17 protein-coding genes and 1 tRNA gene are annotated in these 16,428 nt (G+C 64.2%); 6 read left to right on the top strand and 12 right to left on the bottom strand.

Annotation, left to right across the window (positions count from 1 at the left end):
* Window positions 1-6 precede the first annotated feature (6 nt).
* The 7 genes from C449_RS05340 to C449_RS05310 all read right to left on the bottom strand — a co-directional run bounded on the left by C449_RS05340 (window position 7) and on the right by C449_RS05310 (window position 7,965).
* Window positions 7-303 carry a helix-turn-helix domain-containing protein gene (locus tag C449_RS05340; RefSeq protein WP_006076943.1) on the bottom strand — a complete coding sequence of 99 codons (297 nt, stop codon included), beginning with the start codon at window positions 301-303 and terminating at the stop codon, window positions 7-9.
* Between the two features lie 215 nt (window positions 304-518).
* Window positions 519-2,636 (bottom strand): PQQ-dependent sugar dehydrogenase, encoded by a 2,118-nt coding sequence (locus C449_RS05335; RefSeq protein WP_006076942.1) that lies wholly within the window; start codon window positions 2,634-2,636, stop codon window positions 519-521.
* A 221-nt stretch (window positions 2,637-2,857) separates the two neighbouring features.
* A complete protein-coding gene (locus C449_RS05330) occupies window positions 2,858-3,151 on the bottom strand; it encodes a hypothetical protein (protein ID WP_006076941.1) in 294 nt (97 codons plus the stop codon).
* Complete coding sequence (locus C449_RS05325; RefSeq protein ID WP_006076940.1) at window positions 3,151-4,707, bottom strand: acyl-CoA carboxylase subunit beta; 1,557 nt, start codon at window positions 4,705-4,707, stop codon at window positions 3,151-3,153. The genes C449_RS05330 and C449_RS05325 overlap by 1 nt, the downstream gene beginning before the upstream one ends.
* 99 nt (window positions 4,708-4,806) lie before the next feature.
* Window positions 4,807-6,168, bottom strand: coding sequence for a sodium-dependent transporter (locus C449_RS05320; RefSeq protein WP_006076939.1), 1,362 nt, complete (start codon window positions 6,166-6,168; stop codon window positions 4,807-4,809).
* Between the two features lie 63 nt (window positions 6,169-6,231).
* On the bottom strand, window positions 6,232-6,939 hold the full coding sequence (locus C449_RS05315) for an SDR family oxidoreductase (RefSeq protein ID WP_006076938.1): 708 nt from the start codon (window positions 6,937-6,939) through the stop codon (window positions 6,232-6,234).
* Window positions 6,940-6,981: 42 nt separating this feature from the next.
* Entirely contained in the window at window positions 6,982-7,965 is a 984-nt protein-coding gene (locus C449_RS05310; RefSeq protein WP_006076937.1) for an NADPH:quinone reductase, read from the bottom strand.
* Window positions 7,966-8,089: 124 nt separating this feature from the next.
* Here C449_RS05310 and C449_RS05305 point away from each other — a divergent pair, with 124 nt between their 5' ends.
* From C449_RS05305 to C449_RS05285, 5 genes are all read left to right on the top strand, one after another.
* A complete protein-coding gene (locus C449_RS05305) occupies window positions 8,090-8,749 on the top strand; it encodes a glycerophosphodiester phosphodiesterase (protein WP_006076936.1) in 660 nt (219 codons plus the stop codon).
* A gap of 37 nt (window positions 8,750-8,786) precedes the next feature.
* Window positions 8,787-8,990 (top strand): hypothetical protein, encoded by a 204-nt coding sequence (locus C449_RS05300; RefSeq protein ID WP_006076935.1) that lies wholly within the window; start codon window positions 8,787-8,789, stop codon window positions 8,988-8,990.
* 41 nt (window positions 8,991-9,031) lie between these two features.
* The gene (gene sucC / locus C449_RS05295; protein WP_006076934.1) at window positions 9,032-10,177 is read left to right on the top strand and encodes an ADP-forming succinate--CoA ligase subunit beta; all 1,146 of its coding nucleotides are present in this window, start codon (window positions 9,032-9,034) and stop codon (window positions 10,175-10,177) included.
* The gene (gene sucD / locus C449_RS05290; protein ID WP_006076933.1) at window positions 10,174-11,043 is read left to right on the top strand and encodes a succinate--CoA ligase subunit alpha; all 870 of its coding nucleotides are present in this window, start codon (window positions 10,174-10,176) and stop codon (window positions 11,041-11,043) included. The genes sucC and sucD overlap by 4 nt, the downstream gene beginning before the upstream one ends.
* A 135-nt stretch (window positions 11,044-11,178) precedes the next feature.
* Window positions 11,179-11,478, top strand: a complete 300-nt coding sequence (locus tag C449_RS05285) for a MazG nucleotide pyrophosphohydrolase domain-containing protein (RefSeq protein WP_049913911.1) — start codon at window positions 11,179-11,181, stop codon at window positions 11,476-11,478.
* A 160-nt stretch (window positions 11,479-11,638) separates the two neighbouring features.
* On the opposite strand, the gene C449_RS05280 is transcribed toward C449_RS05285, so the two are convergent.
* The gene (locus C449_RS05280; RefSeq protein WP_080504899.1) at window positions 11,639-12,535 is read right to left on the bottom strand and encodes an IS5 family transposase; all 897 of its coding nucleotides are present in this window, start codon (window positions 12,533-12,535) and stop codon (window positions 11,639-11,641) included.
* A 108-nt stretch (window positions 12,536-12,643) separates the two neighbouring features.
* Here C449_RS05280 and C449_RS17735 point away from each other — a divergent pair, with 108 nt between their 5' ends.
* Window positions 12,644-13,537 (top strand): hypothetical protein, encoded by an 894-nt coding sequence (locus C449_RS17735; RefSeq protein WP_152415657.1) that lies wholly within the window; start codon window positions 12,644-12,646, stop codon window positions 13,535-13,537.
* A 95-nt stretch (window positions 13,538-13,632) separates the two neighbouring features.
* Here the strand turns inward: C449_RS17735 and C449_RS05275 are convergent.
* The 4 genes from C449_RS05275 to thiC all read right to left on the bottom strand — a co-directional run bounded on the left by C449_RS05275 (window position 13,633) and on the right by thiC (window position 16,382).
* Window positions 13,633-13,707, bottom strand: a tRNA-Val gene (locus C449_RS05275).
* Window positions 13,708-13,747: 40 nt separating this feature from the next.
* Entirely contained in the window at window positions 13,748-14,281 is a 534-nt protein-coding gene (locus C449_RS05270) for a cob(I)yrinic acid a,c-diamide adenosyltransferase (RefSeq protein ID WP_006076930.1), read from the bottom strand.
* A 93-nt stretch (window positions 14,282-14,374) separates the two neighbouring features.
* A complete protein-coding gene (locus C449_RS05265) occupies window positions 14,375-14,818 on the bottom strand; it encodes a hypothetical protein (protein ID WP_006076929.1) in 444 nt (147 codons plus the stop codon).
* Window positions 14,819-14,930: 112 nt separating this feature from the next.
* On the bottom strand, window positions 14,931-16,382 hold the full coding sequence (gene thiC / locus C449_RS05260; protein WP_049913910.1) for a phosphomethylpyrimidine synthase ThiC: 1,452 nt from the start codon (window positions 16,380-16,382) through the stop codon (window positions 14,931-14,933).
* Between the last annotated feature and the right edge of the window lie 46 nt (window positions 16,383-16,428).

Here is a 16,428-nt window from a genome sequence, read left to right as displayed (position 1 = left end):
CCCTACTCATACCTTCGGTTCGGAGTCGTCGACCGACCGCGCGCTACGGGTCGACGGACTGGTCGACGAAGGCGGTTCGGCGACGCTACTCATCATCGCGCTCTCGGCCTTTCGGAGGTGATCGGAGACCGTCGACGCCGCAACACCGAGAACCGTGGCGACGTCGGCCAGCGTGGCCGTCCGTGGGACGTCGTAGTAGCCCAGCTCTGCGGCCGTCGCCACGACCTCGCGCTGGCGGTCGGTGAGCCTGGCGACCGGCGCGACCACGACGACGTTGGCGTCGATCTCGGCGCGACCTTCCATCCCGGATCGCCGATCCGCCCGCGGTTCGAGCCGCTGTGAAGCCGGTTTTCGACGGGGCGAGCAGGCGACGCACGATCGCGGTGAGCGTGACGTCCTTGGCGACCAGACGAGATCGTGCGAAGCGTACCAATCATCACGGCTTGGAAGGACACATCCTCACAGTCCGTTGGAACTGACCGTCGCCACGGTCAGCGGATACGGGCAACGGCGGGCGACTACGTGTCGTCGCGCCCCATGAGACGGTGTACAGCGACGCCCGCGAGTCCGGCGAGACCGGCGAGCACGCCGAAGCCAGGACCCGATGATCCGCTCGTCCCAGCGGTCGCTTCCGCGGTGTTCGCGCCGGCCGCCGTCGTACTCGTTCGGTCGGTTCCCGGATCGCTCGTCTCGCTGCTCGTCGTGTTTGTCGCGATCGCGTCCGTCGTGGTCGTCGCGGCGGAGGTTCGTCTCGGCGTTTGGACAGCCATCGTACTGGTCCCTCCACTCGTGTTCACACCTGTGGCTTCGGAGGGCGTATTTGTGGTGTTCGTGGTTGTGGTCGGGGCCTGCGTGGACGTCGCTGACTGGCGGATACGATGGACCGCGCCGCTTTCGTTCTCGGCACCTGGGTCGTCAGTCGTGAGCACGTAGAGGTCGCCAGCGTCGTCTCGTCCGAACGCGAGGACGAAACTACCGAGCAGACCGCTCTCGGTGTTCTCGACCACGAGTTCCTCGAGGTCCCAGAGTCCGTCGTCGGTCGGTGTGGCGGCGAACAGCGACCCGGTCGGCTCGTCGGTCTCCACCGGTTTCCGATAGTCGCCGAAAACGTACTTGCCCTCAAGAGACCCGATCGTGTCGTTCTCGTAGACGTAGCCGCCGATGACCGCCGAGCCGACGCCTCGATCCTCGTAGCTGTGCGGGTACTCGATGACCGGATCGATCAGTGGTTCGCCACCACGGACATCGGGCGGGGTCCGTTCGGGACACTCTTCGGGTGGCGTCTTGCTGCCCTCGGGACCCGGTTCGAAACAGTGAGTTCCTTCACGGACGTTCCAGCCGTAGTTGCCACCGCTCTCGACGACGCTGACCTCCTCAAACCCCTTCTGGCCGACGTCGGCCACGAACAGCCTCCCGTTCGAAAATCCCATTCGCCACGGGTTGCGAAACCCCCACGCATACTGCTCGTCGAAGCCGTCCTCGCCGACGAGGGGGTTGTCGTCGGGGATCGCGTAGGGCGTGTCCCCCTCCTCGCCGTCGACGTCGATCCGGAGAATCGATCCCAGGAGGTTCTCGGTAACGTCCTGGCCGTTTCCGGCCACGTCAGGTCCGCTGCCGCCGTCGAAGCGCTCGTACCAGTCCGCGACGTGGCCAATCCCTCGGTCGTGGCCACCGCCACCGTCGCCCATTCCCACGTAGAGATACCCGTCGGGACCGAACGTGATCGCGCCGGAGTTGTGGGTGTCGTACGGCGACGGGATTTCGAGAAGCGTCCGTTCGGAGTCGGGGAGGCCCCGCTCCAAGTCCTCACTCGCTCGAAAGGCCGAGAGCACCTCGGTGTGATCGAAGTTCTCAGGAGTGTCTTCGCGTCGTGGTGCGCTGTAGCGCAGGTAGAACCGGCGATTTTCGTCGAAATCGGGATGAAAGGCGAGACCCAGTAGCCCCATCTCGCCGGTGATCTCGGCCAGCCGGTCGCTCACGTCGACGAACGGCTCCTCGCGGAGGCCGTCGGGTTCGTTGACGTACACCTGGCCGGCCCGGTCGACGACGAACTGTCGATCCCGCTGCTCCGCGGCGATCTCGAAATCGAGCGGCGCAGCGAGGTCGCCGTCGGCGACCGTCTCGACGCGCACCGTCGCCCCCGTTGGGATGAACGACTCGGAATCGTCGTCCTCGCTCGTCGTTCGAGTTGTTCCCTCGCCCGCTCCGCCACCGAAGCTGATCGAGCCCTGCATCGAGGTGATGTGTGGCTCGCAGACGTACTCCGCCATTTCCTCGCGCGCGGTGAACTCGAAGGATTGGGTGTCGCCCTCCTCGCTCATCACCTCAGTGCGTTCGAGCACGTTTTCCTCGGAATCGAGTAGTGCGAAGTTGTGCCCTATCCCATCCAGATTCTCCCAGACCACGCGGTAGTCGGTCTCCGGTTCGAGGTCCAGCGTGGGGTTGGTTTCGCCCGTAATCGGCTCGGGCGCACGGCCCTGCCAGCCGGCGACCTCGCCACCGAGCCGGATGACCTCGGGTTGGGATTGGGCCTCGGCACCTGCGAGCCCGCCGACGCCAGCAAACGTGCCGACCGCGGTGAGTGAGAGGAATCGACGGCGCGACGAAGTGGCGGCCGACCGATTCGGCGATGTCATTGGTCGGCAAACGGATAGCGGTCAGTCCACGCGAGCTGTGAGCGATCACATTTCCCAATGGGCATCGGTGGTGAGTGCAGGTACGACTCGTCCGACCGTTCGGTGTGGCGACGGCACATTTGCTGCCGGTTCGTCATGTCCCCTCAAAGAAACCGCGGTTCCGGCCGTAATGGCAGCAGCGGCAGGCGGCCCTCGTCACCGCTCGACCGCGTTCGACCGCACTACAGACGGTTGGTCCGTCCGGCGGCGGCCCACGGATCGGTCGGCGCGTCGAGCGGAACGCGCACGTCGCGGTGTTGCAACTGCGAGACGCGCCCCGCGAACCGCCATCGATCCCCCTCCCACGATGGTTCCTCGTCCGTCGCTGCCTCGGCGGCCGCGGCGGCCTCGTCGCGGAGATGCGCCCCGAGCGCCGCGGCGATCGCGGCAGCCTCGCCCGAGTCGGCGTCGTCGGGGATCGCAGCCGCGAGTTCCGCCATCCGATCCCGTCCGTCGGCGGATTGATCGGTTGCCATTACAGCGGAATGTTCCCGTGTTTCCGGTCGGGACCGGTCTTTCGCTTGTTCGACAGCATTTCGAGGTCGTCGATCAGGATCGGGCGGGTGGTGTGGGGTTCGATCACGTCGTCGACGAACCCGCGCTCGGCCGCCGTGTAGGGGTTCGCGAAAGTGTCTCGGTACTCGTCGATCAGCTCCTCCCGGCGGGCCTCGGTGTCGTCGGCCGCGTCGAGTTCGTCGTCGTAGAGCACGTTGACCGCACCCTGGGGCCCCATCACCGCGATTTCGGCGGTGGGCCACGCGTAGTTCACGTCGGCCTCGATGTGTTTCGACGCCATCACGTCGTACGCGCCGCCGTAGGCCTTTCTGGTGATAACGGTGAGGAGGGGAACCGTGGCCTCAGAGTACGCATACAGGAGTTTTGCGCCGTGTTTGATGATCCCGCCTTTCTCCTGGTCGGTGCCGGGCATGAAGCCAGGCACGTCGACGAACGTCACGAGCGGGATGTTGAACGCATCACAGAACCGGACGAACCGCGATCCCTTGAGCGAGGCGTCGATATCCAGCGTACCGGCGTTGACTCGGGGCTGGTTCGCGACCACGCCCACTGGCCGGCCGTCGAGCCGCGCGAACGCGGTCACGAGGTTGCGAGCGTAGGAATCCGCGACCGAGAAGAACGACCCCTCGTCGACGATCCGCTCGATAACGGCGGTGATGTCGTAGGGCTTTCTGGGTGCGTCGGGAACGAGATCTTTGAGTTCGTCGTCCTGGCGGTCGGGATCGTCCCACGGGTCGACGCGCGGCGGGTCCTCGACGTTGTTCTGGGGGAGATACGAGAGCAGCCGCCGGATATCGTCGAGTGCCTGCTTCTCGTCGGCCTCAGAGAAGTGGGCGACGCCGCTCTCGCCGGTATGAGTCGACGCGCCACCGAGCTCCTCGAAGGAGACCTCCTCACCGGTGACGGTCTCGATCACGTCCGGACCGGTGATGAACATGTGAGAAGTCTCCTCGACCATGAAGATGAAATCCGTGATGGCGGGCGAGTAGACCGCACCGCCGGCGCAGGGCCCCATGATCGCCGAGATCTGGGGGACGACCCCCGAGGCCTGCTGGTTTCGGTGGAACACCTCGGCGTACCCGGCCAAGGAGTCGATCCCCTCCTGGATGCGTGCGCCCGCCGAATCGTTCAGGCCGATGATCGGCGCGCCGACCTCCATCGCCTCGTCCATCACCTTGCAGACCTTCTGGGCGAACACCTCGCCCAATGATCCACCAAACACCGTGAAGTCGTGGGCGAAGACGAACACCGTCCGGCCGTCGACGTCGCCATATCCTGTGACGACGCCGTCGCCCGGAATCTTTCGCTCCTCCATGTCGAAGTTCGTGCTCCGGTGGGTTCGGAGCTGATCGAACTCGTGGAAGGTGTCGTCGTCGAGGAAGTAGTCGATCCGCTCGCGCGCGGTCATCTTCCCCTTCTCGTGCTGGGACTCGATGCGCTCCTCGCCGCCGCCGAGTTCGGCGGCGCGCTTCCGTGCCCGGAGCTCCTCGATCGGATCCTCGTGATCGTCCGTCATGGTTTCACGCCCTCGGCACCGTGCATACGGGCCGGTGGCAGGGCATCCGAAAAGGGATTCCGGTGGACGACGCGGAGCGGTCGTGATGCCCGAGCGAAGCTATCGGAGCGGTCCGGGGACGATGTAGTAATCGCCCGCCTCGGGCGTGAGGAACAGGTCGTTGAAGTTGAGCAGGACGACCACCACCACCACCGCGAGGACCACCGTCCGGAGCCACCAGAGCCAGATCGGTGCGAGCGAGCCGCCCGTCGATCCCGTCCGGAGCTCGTCGATCGCATCGCGGCCGAGCACCCAGCCGACGAACAGCACCGCAAGCAGCACGGCGAGCGGGAGGAGAAGCGTGACGCCGATCCCGTCGAACCAGCTGAGCCACGCGGTGTCGTACGCCGAGGGGATCCCGAGGACGAAGATGACTCCACCGAGTCCCGCCGCAGTCGGAAGTCGAGAGAACCCGTAGTTGTCGACGAGGTAGGCGACGACGGCTTCGAGCAGGCTGATCGCCGACGAGAGTGCCGCGATCAGAATGACGCCGAAGAAGACGACCCCGACCGCCTGACCCACCAGCCCGCCGCCGGGCAGCTCCGCAAGCGCGGTCGGGATGGCAACGAATACCGCCCCGGGACCACCCCCGCCGGCTTCGATCCCCTGGGCGAACAGCAACGGGAGCACCACGAGCCCGGCGAGCACGCCGATGGCGGTGTTCGAGACCGCGATCGAGAACCCGTCGACCGGGAGGCTGTCGTCCTCACCGAGGTAGGAGGCGTAGGTGATCATCACGCTGAACCCGAGCGAGAGGCTGAACAGTGCCTGACCGAACGCCGCGGGGAGCACGCTTCCGAGGTTCGAAATCACGGCATCGAAGTCGGGGTCGAGGAAGAAAGCGTAGCCCCCGCCTGCGCCGGGCAGCGTCGCCGCGAACACCGCGAGCCCGACCAGCATGACGACGATCGCGGGAACCATCACCTTCGTCGCGAGTTCGATACCGTCCTCGATCCCGAGCGCGACGATTCCGATCGTGATCAGCATGAAGACCGCGTGGGTGCCGATCGAGGACAGTCCTACAGAGATCGCCCCGAAGTACCCCTCGGGCGCGGCGAGCGCGCTGCCGGTGACGCTGCCGCCGATGTATCGGATCACCCATCCGCCGATCACGCTGTAGTACGAGAGGGTCCAGAAGGCCGCGATCACGCCGACCGCGCCGACGAACCACCACCTCGGCCGGCCGAGCTTCCGGAAGGCCCCGATCGCACTGGTGTTCGCCCGCCGGCCGATCACGAACTCCGCGAGGATCGCCGGCAGCCCGATCACCAACACCGCGAGGAGGTAAACGATCAGGAACGCCGAGCCACCGTTCGCCGAGGTCTGAAACGGAAAACGCCAGATATTGCCCAACCCCACTGCACTACCGATCGCCGCGAGGAGGAAGCCGAGTCTCGTCGCCCAGGTTTCGCGTTCTGCCATGACTGGCGGGATTTCGCGTCCCGGTTCAAAAACTCCGCGAATCGTTTGTTGCCATGTGTCCCGTTACGCTTCCCCATACACAGGGACCGCCGCACCGCTCGTGACACCGGCGGCGTCGCTACACAGGAACAGCACGACCTCGGCGATCTCCGCAGGGGTGGGCCAGGACTCGTGGTCGGCGTCGGGCAGCATGTCGCGGTTCGCGGGCGTGTCGATCACCTTCGGCATGATCGCGTTCGCGCGCAGTTCGCCTCGGTTCTCTTCGGCGATCGTTTCGGTCAGCAGCCGGACACCAGCCTTCGCCGCGCGGTAGGGACCGTCGCCCTCGCCACCGTCGAGCGAGGATTTCGCCGATACCGAGACGATCGCGCCGTCGGACTCGCGAAGATGGGGAATGGCGTGCTTCGAGCCGAGGAACATCGTCTTCAGGTTGACGTCGAACACCGTTCCGAACTCGTCAGTGTCGGTCTCGTCGATCGGCTGGCCGCCGCGCCACGTTCCGGCAATGTTACAGAGCGCGTCGAGTTCTCCATGGGCGTCGACGACCGCCTCGACGACGCGCTCGACGTCGGCCTCGTCGGTGAAATCGGCCTCGTAGAAATCCACGTCGTCGGCGTCGAGCAGCGAGTCATCGTCGTCGGGCGCAACGAGATCGGTCGCACAGACGGTCGCGCCAGCCTCCTGAAAGCGCTCACAGATCCCGCTGCCGAGCGCGCCGCTCGCACCGGTGACGAGTACGACTCGATCGCCGAGGTCGAAGTCGGTCGACATGACTCGATGGAGGCGGCGAAGGCGTATAAACGCAATCCCGACTCAGGGAACGAGCACGAGTTTACCGAGGAAGCTGTCCTCCAAGACGGCGCGTTGGGCCTCGTCAGCCTCGTCGAGCCCGTACTCTCTCGCCACGTCGATCGTCAGATCGTCCTCGGCCATGAGGTAGGCGATGCGACGGAGTCCCACCCGGAGATCGGGCGTGTTGAACATGCTCATGAACTGGTAGCTGACGTCCTTGCTTCGGGCGACGCCGTCGTTTTCGAGCCCCACCGCGGGATCGTTCTCGCCGATGCCGACCACCCGCGCGCCCGTCGCGGCGACCTCGGCGTCGAACTGGAGGTAGTCGTCGAGACGGTGGTCGAGGATCACGTCGACACCCTCGCCGGTAGCGCCGGCCCCCTCGGCGCTCGCTTCGCGGACGACGGCGGCGAGATCATCACGCGAGTAATCGTACACTGTGTCCGCACCGAGTTCGTGCAGCCGGTCGTGGTACTCCGGCGCGGCGGTCGTGACAACGTGTGCGCCGGTTGCAGCGGCCAGTTGGACCGCGGCGTGGCCCACGCCGCCGGAACCGCCATGGACGAGGCAAGTCTCGCCCGGTTCGAGCCCCGCGTGGTCGATCAGCGCGCGCCACGCGGTGACGGCGGCGACGCCCGCGCCGCCGGCCGCGGTCGCGTCGACCCCGTCGGGAAGACGGACGATCCGGTCCTCGGGAACGGTCGCGTACTCGGCGTAGCCGCCGTGGTGGTTCCGGCCGAGGCCGGTGGCGTAGACGGGATCACCCTCGTCGAACCCGTCCACGTACTCGCCGACGGCAGCGATTTCGCCGGCGAGATCGACCCCAGGCGTCATCGGTAGCTCGAACGGTTCGTACGATCCCTCGCGGAAGTAGGTGTCGACGGGGTTGACACCGGCAGCCTGGACCTCGACCAGAACCTCGTGGCCTGCCGGATCGGGTCGGTCGATCTCGTCGACTGTCAGTACGTCGGGACCGCCGTATTCGTGGAAGCGAACGGCACGCATACCGGACAGTCACCGAGGCACAGCAAAAATCTACTCCCGAGCGGTCCGCCTCCACCACGGGCTCGCTTCCGTCACCGGCCTGCTTCCGGCAGGTCTTTGGCTCCCGCACCCGGAACGGGAATCGATGCGGCTGATCGCCCACCGGGGTTTTGCGGATTGTCATCCGGAGAACACGCTCGTCGCGATCGAGCGTGCGGTCCCGAACGCGGACATGATCGAACTCGACGTCCGGCGGTGTGGCTCGGGCGAACTCGTGGTGATCCACGACGAGACCGTCGATCGAGTCACCGACGCCACCGGCCGGGTCGACGAACTCTCGGCGGCCGAACTCGCCGATCTCGACGTGCTCGACACGGGAACCGGCGTGCCGACGCTCGCGGACGCTGCCGACGCGATCCCCGGAGACACCGGAATCGTGATCGACTGCAAGGAGCACGGTATCGCCACCGAAGCGGCCGCGGCAGCCTCCACAGTGGAAAACGAGGTAATCGTCTCCTCGTTCGATGCGCCGACGCTCGACGCGCTCGAAACCGACGACCCTACTGTGGAACTCGCCTACCTCTTCGGCCTCCGAGCCGATGAAGACTTCGACGACGCGCTCGCGCTCGACTGTGCGTATATCCACCCCCATTGGGGCCACTGGCTCCTAACTGACGCGATCGACCGCGCCCACGACGCGGGGATGGACGTGAACGTCTGGACCATCGACACCTCGATCGCCATCGAGCGCCTCCGCCGGGCGGGCGTCGACGGCGTGATCGCCGACTCGCCGGACGTGCTCTGACACCGATTTTAACTAACGGCGGACTGGAGAGATCCGCATGAACGAGCGGCGATGTCCGGACTGTGACGTGTCGATGACGGAAACGAAGCTCACGGCCGGCGGCCAGTACGACGTGTTCGTGAAAACCGATCGGGATGGCGGGCTGCTCGATCGGATCGGTATCGACGAGCACACCGGTACCGCTGCCCATCTCTGCCCCGAGTGTGGGTTGGTGCGGCTGTACGCCGACATCGAGGAGTGAATCGGCGGGATTTAAGCGGCCGGCACCCCCCTCTCGAAGCGATGCGACTTCACGAGTATCAGGCAAAGGAGGTCTTCGCCGAGGCCGGACTGCCGACGCCGGACGCCGAGCTGGCCGAGAGCACCGACGAGGTGCTCGCGGCGGCCGAGTCGATCGGGTATCCCGTCGCAGTGAAGGCCCAGGTCCACGTCGGCGGCCGCGGCAAGGCCGGCGGCATCGAACTCGCCGAAAGCGACGACGAGGCTCGCGAGGCCGCCGATTCCATTCTCGGAATGGATCTCAAGGGCTACACCGTCGATCGCGTGCTGGTCGAGGCCGCGGTCGATTTCGTCGACGAGCTCTACGTCGGCGTGACGATGGACCGCGGCGAGGGCAAGCCGGTGGCGATGGTCTCCTCGGAGGGCGGCGTGAACATCGAGGAAGTCGCCGAGGAGAGCCCCGAGGCGATCGCGCGCGAGCACGTCGATCCTGCGTTCGGGCTCCATCCCTACCAGGCCCGGCGCGCGGTGTACGACGCCGGCGTCGAGGATGACGTCGCCAGCGACGTCGCGGGCGTGCTCTCGACGCTGTACGACCTCTGGGAGGACAGTGACGCGGAGGACACCGAAGTGAACCCCGTGATGGTGACGAGCGACCGCGAGGTGATCTGTGCGGACGCGGTCATGAACATCGACGACGACGCGCTCTTTCGCCACCCCGACCTCGCCGAGATGGAGGAAGCGGCTGCCGAGGACGATCTGGAGGCGAAGGCCAACGAGTACGGCTTCGACTACGTCCGTCTGGAGGGCAACGTCGGGATCATCGGTAACGGCGCGGGTCTCGTGATGACCACGCTCGATCTGGTGGACTACTACGGCGGCGCGCCCGCGAACTTCCTCGACATCGGCGGCGGCGCGAAGGCCGAGCGCGTGGCGAACGCACTCGACATGGTGTTTTCCGACGAGAACGTCGACAGCGTGGTGTTCAATATCTTCGGCGGGATCACCCGCGGCGACGAGGTCGCCCAGGGGATCAACGACGCGATCGCACAGTTCGACGAACTCCCGAAGCCAATCGTGGTGCGGCTGGCGGGCACCAACGCGGAGGAGGGCATGGAGATCTTGAATACAGACGCACTCGACGTGGAGGAGACGCTCGAAGGCGCAGTACAGAAAGCCGTCGAGCACGCCGGAGGTGAGAGCCGATGAGCGTGCTCGTCGACGACGATACCCGTGTTGTCGTCCAGGGGATCACCGGCGGCGAGGGCGAGTTCCACGCGGGCCAGATGATCGAGTACGGCACGAACGTGGTGGCCGGCGCGGTCCCGGGTCGCGGCGGTGAAGAGGTCCACGGTGTGCCGGTGTACGATACGGTGAGTCGGGCCGCAGAAGCCGAGAACGCCGACGCCTCCGTGGTGCTCGTCCCGCCCGCGTTCGCGGCCGACGCCCTCTTCGAGGCACTCGACTCTCCTGTCGATCTGGTGGTGGCGATTACCGAGGGCATTCCGGCTCAGGACATGGCGAAGGTGTACAAGCGCCTCTCCGAGACCGACACCCACCTCATCGGGCCGAACTGCCCCGGCGTCATCACGCCGGGCGAGGCGAAGCTCGGCATCCTGCCGGGGAACATCTTCTCGTCGGGCAACGTCGGCCTGATCTCCCGATCGGGCACGCTGACCTACCAGGTCGTCGACAACCTCACCGACCGCGGCCTGGGCCAGACCACCGCCATCGGGATCGGCGGCGATCCCATTATTGGAACGGACTTCGTGGACGCCCTCTCGCTGTTCGAGGACGATCCAGCGACCGACGCGATCGTGATGTGCGGTGAGATCGGCGGTAGCGACGAGGAGGAAGCCGCCGAATACATCGATGCGAACATGGACACCCCCGTAGCGGGGTTCATCGCGGGCCGGACTGCCCCGCCCGGCAAGCGGATGGGCCACGCCGGAGCCATCGTGAGCGGGTCGGGAGCCGGCACCGCTGAGAGCAAGATCGAGGCGCTCTCGGAGGCCGGCGTCCCGGTCGGCGACACGCCCGAGGAAGTGGCCGACAACGTCGAAGAGCTGCTGTAACCAAGATACCCGTACTTCCGGGAGCAGAGTGAAGACGGCCCCTGGAACGGGGCGAGGTTTCCGTCGAGAAACCGTCCACCCGGACACCGGCTCGAACCCCCTGAATTCTTGTCGCTCGCCGCTGTCGAGGGGTTCATGGACGAACAACAGAAAGTCGCCACGTTCGTGGACGAACACGATCTCGACATGAGTACCGAGTTCCGACTGCTGAACCTGGTCGAGGAGATCGGCGAAATAGCGGAAGACGCCATCGAATCCGCAGAGTACGGGGATTCGCCAGGCGAGATAACCGTGACTGCCGACGAGTTCGGGGACGTCCTCTTCACGGCCCTCCAGATGGGGAACTCGGCCGGTATCGACGCCAGCGAAGCGCTCGACGCCAGTCTGGAGAAATACGAGCAGCGAATCGAGGAGTCGGGAGACCCCTCGTCGTAGTCCCGGTCATCGAAGTCATACCGGAGCACGACGTATCGTGCAAACGTTCGATGAGCGATGGTGGTGGCAACCACAAGCCGGCGAACTCAACGGTTCGCTCGAAGGAATGTTGGTTCATTGGATTAAAGGGCTCTGTAGTTTCGGTACACGGCGGTTGATTTCACGTGTATCGGACGCTCCGTCGGAGGTTGTAGACGGTGGCTTTCAGCAGCATTTCACGGAACTCCAACCACCAGCTTCGCGCACGCACGGCTGCGCCGAGCGTGCGCTTGATTGACGAGAAGACGGTTTCTGACATGGAACGCTGGTGGTATCGATCACCGTCCATGCGGGCGTTATGGGCNTTGATTGACGAGAAGACGGTTTCTGACATGGAACGCTGGTGGTATCGATCACCGTCCATGCGGGCGTTATGGGCGTGATCGAGTGGGTTCATGATCCTATGCTTGATCAGCGGTCTGATGCCGTTTTCACGAAGTTCGTCGCGGAAGGCTTTCGCGTCATAGCCTCGATCGGCTGCGAGGCTCCGCAGGTCGCCGGCGTTGCGCCGGGCGACCTGCGGGCCGATCTTCGCGTCGTGTTTCTTCGAGGTGGTCGAGTGGATGTCGGTGATATACAGCGTTTGGACATCCACGAGAGCGGTGACTTTCAGCGCCCGGACGCGGTAGTGGGTGCGGTTGGCGTAGTGGCGGCTGGGCTGGTCACGGTCAAAGCCGGTCGAATCGATGGCAGCATGGCCAGTGCGTTTCTCGGCTGACGCGCCGAGAAACGCACGCCAGGTCTCGGTTGGAATCCGCTCAAACCATGTGCGGAGAACGGTGTAGTGTGGGAGACGCGTGAGACCGATTTCGTTGAGGACACCCGGCATCTCGCTGAGCAAATCCACCGCGACGCGGTAGGATTTGCCTAGTTCGATGCGAAGTGCATGCAGCGTGAGCATGGCCCATTCGGCGAACCCGCCACCCCCTTCGGGGTCGGCGGGTTCGTTCGGATTAGCGACAACTGATTTAGCTTTAGCCACCGTAACACGCGTGAAGAGACGGATTTCGGATGTCAAACCAATCCGTCTCTTCGCTTTCTACGGCAATAACGCAGTCGTAGCCTTCGCGTCTAGCGAAACTACAGAGCCGATTAAAGACACACTGATGCGAGTGTCATCAGTATCATGGAGTGGAAAGAGATTGAACGTCGGTACCACAATTATCATCAAAGATACCCCTCTGATTCGAGATTAGAGATTCGGATCGGAGATCAGGAGAGCGTCGATTATCCCTTGAAATGGGGTATCACGAATGGCGTTTCCTCCGTTTTCGATTCTAACGAATTCCCGACAGACAACGTTCTTCTGTCCTTTGATAATTCTGTTGAGGATATTGGTGAGCTTTCGCCAAAGAAACTTCTGAAGTTAGCTATTCCGTTGACTCGGGTCGGGCAAGCCAAGATTACTGAAGATCACCGTGAATACTGGCGAGAGAGTTATAGACAAGTCCGCCCCAGAGGGTCAGAAGGAACGCAATACTTTGATCAAATGGTTAAGATGTCTACCGTCCTTAGTTGTATAATGTCCGCTCCAGAAGAGGAGTCATTTCTCGGTGCAAACTCACACTTGTTAGCCAACTATTTAGTGTACGCTTCGCTGGAAGCATTCTTGAAGGAAATATCACGAGAAGATATCTGTTTTGATGGTCGTCTGAAGCCAGAGGGACGAATCCGACGACTTAGTCAGGGTGAGGAATATTATACATATAGTGAGGACGAAGATACCTATGTTAGCAGCATTGGCGCATTATTGCTCCACGTAGAAAGAGAGGTTGTGCGGAGTAGTTTTTCAGACATTTTAGTAGACTTTAGGCACGAAGTTGCTGCTTTCAGCGAAGGTGCTGGACCAGATCAGGCATATGGAGTGATTCAGAATTGGCGGAATGGGCTCTATCACGGAGAAGAAAAGCCACTAGGTCAATTCTTTATTATATTGAATCTTCTGTGTCTCCTCCGGTGGGAGCAAGCTCTACACACCGACTATTATTATGATATCTCCGACAATGAAGACCGGAAGTAGCCCTTTGCTCCCTGGTTCTGCGGACTCAAATCCTTCGTGACCATTTCTGGCAGCACAGGCTCCTCGCTTCGCTCGTCGTGTCGCGCCGTCAGAAGTGGGTCGGGGCGGATTTGAACCGCCGACTTCCTCCGTGTGAAGGAGGTATCATAACCGGCCTAGATCACCGACCCGCATCCATCAGTTCCCGACCTCGAAGTATAAACGTTGTCTTCAGTACTCGGGCGCTTCCTCTGCCACCCCGTCGCGCTGGTTCACCACGCGCGCCAGGGTGAACAGCGCGTCCGAGAGGCGGTTCAGGTAAACCACCGCGGCCTCGTTGATTTCCTCCTCGCTCGCGAGCGCGACCGCGCGGCGCTCGGCCCGCCGGCAGACCGCCCGGGCGTGGTGGAGGCGCGCGCCCGCGTCGCCACCGCCGGGGAGGATGAACGACTGGAGGGGTTCGAGTTCGTCGTCGTAGGCGTCCATCCACTCCTCCAGACGGTCCGTGCGCTCGGCGGTCATCTGCGGGTCCTCGGTGTCCGGGTCGGGGTTCGCGAAGTCGGCCTGCACGATATGGAGGTGGTTCTGGATCGCGCGGAGCTGCTCGTCCACATCGTCGTAACCCGTCGGTCGGACTCGCCCGACAGTCGCATTCACTTCGTCCACCGTCCCGTAGGCCTCGATTCGTGGACTGGCCTTCGAGACGCGATCCATCGTCCGGAGATCGGTCTGACCCTCGTCGCCCCGGCCCGTGTAGATCGTCATGGCGCGACAACGACCGCTGGCGACTTATACGCTGTCGGTCGGCAGTCGTCCGGGCGTTTCGTCCACGAATGTGAGCACTACGGGCGTCGACCGCTACTCGTCGAGTGAGATCTCCTCGGGCGGCGTCTCGTCCTCACGAGTCTCGTCGCCATCGCTCCCGAGCAGTCGTCGTGCGGCGAACACTGCGTACGCCACGCCGGCCAGAAACGCGAGGATCGCCGCACCGCCACCCACGCGCTTTCCGCTCCGTTTCGCGTCGTCGAGACGGTGAGTGACCATCGTCGACCGGGATTTCTCGACGGTCGCGACGACCTGACGTCCGTCGTCGGTCTCGGTCGTCCGGAGATCGGTGATCGTCTCGCCCCGTCGGCCGTCGATATCGAACGCGTCGGCCAGCTCCGCCGTCACCGTCTCGAAGTCGGCGGCCCGTGGCCCATCGGCCACCGGCGCTTCCGTTTCGTCCGCCCTGCGCTCTTCCAGTTCTCGGTCGTTCTCGTCGCGCTCCTCGATCGGACTCGTTTCTGGAGTCTCCGTCATAGAACAGTAACACACTCTCTACCGCTTCTAAGGGTTGTGGCTGCATATGCTGTCATCCGGCGTGTCTCACTCGAAGCGACAGCCGACGTTGGAGAACGAAAGTGACAGTGAATCAGTCGTCCGCCGGCTCGCCGTCGCTATGGACCGCCCCATCGAGATCAGGTAGCTCCGGCACCGCGCTGGTGTCGTGGGTTCCCACTGGCGGGAGGTTGACCGCCGCAGCCGGCGAGGCGTCGAGATCGACGCCCGCATCGAGCGCACCCATCTCGCCGTCGGCGTCGCGTGCATCCTGATCGATCCGCATCGAACAGAACTCGACGCCACACATCGAGCAGAAGCGTGCCTCCTTGTAGTTGTCACCCGGCAGAGTCTGATCGTGCGAGCTCCGGGCGCGATCGGGATCGAGCACGAGATCGAACTGCTCACGCCAGTCGAAGTTGTACCGAGCCTGCGAGAGCGCGTCGTCCCAGTCGCGCGCGCCGGGCAGCCCGTTCGCTACGTCGCCGGCGTGGGCCGCGATCCGGTAGGCTGCGAGGCCCTCCCGAACGTCCTCGGCGTCGGGCAGTCCGAGGTGTTCCTTGGGCGTGACGTAGCAGAGCATCGCCGCCCCCGCGCGGGCGGCCTCGGTCGCGCCGATCGCGCTCGTGATGTGGTCGTAGCCCGGTGCGACGTCGGTCACCAGCGGCCCGAGCACGTAGAACGGCGCGCCGTCACAGACCTCCTGCTGGCGCTCAACGTTGTCCCGGATCTGGTCCATCGGCACGTGGCCCGGCCCCTCAACCATGACCTGGACCCCGTGATCCCACGCGGTCCGGGTGAGTTCGCCGAGTGTATCCAACTCGGCGAACTGGGCCTCGTCGCTCGCGTCCGCCAAACTTCCGGGGCGGAGGCCGTCGCCGAGGCTGAACGTGACGTCGTGCTCGGCGAAAATCTCACAGATTGCCTCGAACTCGGTGTAGAGAGGATTCTGCATCGCGTTCTCCTCCATCCACTGGGCGAGAATCGAGCCACCACGCGAGACGATTCCCGTCACCCGGCCGTCGGTCAGCGGGAGATGTTCCATCAGGACGCCCGCGTGGATCGTCATGTAGTCGACGCCCTGCTCGGCCTGCTTTTCGATCACGTTGAGCAGGAGTTCGTGAGTGATCTCCTCGGGGCTCTCCGCACGCTTGACCGCCTCGTAGATCGGTACCGTTCCGATGGGCACCGGCGAATGATCGACGTTCGCCTCGCGGATCGTGTCGAGATCCTCGCCGGTGCTCAGGTCCATCACGGTGTCCGCGCCGTAGTGGACCGCCGCGTGGAGTTTTCTGAGTTCCTCGGTGCGGTCGCTCGTGGTCTCGCTGTTGCCGATGTTGGCGTTGACCTTCGTGGCGAACTCGTGGCCGATGATCATCGGATCGAGGCCCTCGTGGGCGTGGTTCGCCGGGATCACTGCCTCGCCCGCGGCCACCTGCTCGCGGACGAACTCGGGATCGCGGTTCTCGCGCTCGGCCACCCGCTCCATCGCCGGGGTGATCGTGCCCTCGCGGGCGGATCGAAGCTGCGTTCGGGCTCGTGCCATCGATAACTAGGTTATACTATCCAGTAATAAGCGTGACGGCTGTCGT

The sequence above is a fragment of the Halococcus saccharolyticus DSM 5350 genome, assembly GCF_000336915.1.
GTDB classification, from domain to species: domain Archaea; phylum Halobacteriota; class Halobacteria; order Halobacteriales; family Halococcaceae; genus Halococcus; species Halococcus saccharolyticus.
The sequence above is the reverse complement of the archived record's forward strand: the minus strand, read 5'-3'. Positions and strand labels throughout refer to the sequence as shown.

Coding starts and splice junctions, on each gene's coding strand:
- C449_RS05340 (WP_006076943.1), bottom strand. CDS start 303: ATGGAAGGTCGCGCCGAGATCGACGCCAACGTCGTCGTGGTCGCGCCG.
- C449_RS05335 (WP_006076942.1), bottom strand. CDS start 2,636: ATGACATCGCCGAATCGGTCGGCCGCCACTTCGTCGCGCCGTCGATTC.
- C449_RS05330 (WP_006076941.1), bottom strand. CDS start 3,151: ATGGCAACCGATCAATCCGCCGACGGACGGGATCGGATGGCGGAACTC.
- C449_RS05325 (WP_006076940.1), bottom strand. CDS start 4,707: ATGACGGACGATCACGAGGATCCGATCGAGGAGCTCCGGGCACGGAAG.
- C449_RS05320 (WP_006076939.1), bottom strand. CDS start 6,168: ATGGCAGAACGCGAAACCTGGGCGACGAGACTCGGCTTCCTCCTCGCG.
- C449_RS05315 (WP_006076938.1), bottom strand. CDS start 6,939: ATGTCGACCGACTTCGACCTCGGCGATCGAGTCGTACTCGTCACCGGT.
- C449_RS05310 (WP_006076937.1), bottom strand. CDS start 7,965: ATGCGTGCCGTTCGCTTCCACGAATACGGCGGTCCCGACGTACTGACA.
- C449_RS05305 (WP_006076936.1), top strand. CDS start 8,090: ATGCGGCTGATCGCCCACCGGGGTTTTGCGGATTGTCATCCGGAGAAC.
- C449_RS05300 (WP_006076935.1), top strand. CDS start 8,787: ATGAACGAGCGGCGATGTCCGGACTGTGACGTGTCGATGACGGAAACG.
- sucC (WP_006076934.1), top strand. CDS start 9,032: ATGCGACTTCACGAGTATCAGGCAAAGGAGGTCTTCGCCGAGGCCGGA.
- sucD (WP_006076933.1), top strand. CDS start 10,174: ATGAGCGTGCTCGTCGACGACGATACCCGTGTTGTCGTCCAGGGGATC.
- C449_RS05285 (WP_049913911.1), top strand. CDS start 11,179: ATGGACGAACAACAGAAAGTCGCCACGTTCGTGGACGAACACGATCTC.
- C449_RS17735 (WP_152415657.1), top strand. CDS start 12,644: ATGGAGTGGAAAGAGATTGAACGTCGGTACCACAATTATCATCAAAGA.
- C449_RS05270 (WP_006076930.1), bottom strand. CDS start 14,281: ATGACGATCTACACGGGCCGGGGCGACGAGGGTCAGACCGATCTCCGG.
- C449_RS05265 (WP_006076929.1), bottom strand. CDS start 14,818: ATGACGGAGACTCCAGAAACGAGTCCGATCGAGGAGCGCGACGAGAAC.
- thiC (WP_049913910.1), bottom strand. CDS start 16,382: ATGGCACGAGCCCGAACGCAGCTTCGATCCGCCCGCGAGGGCACGATC.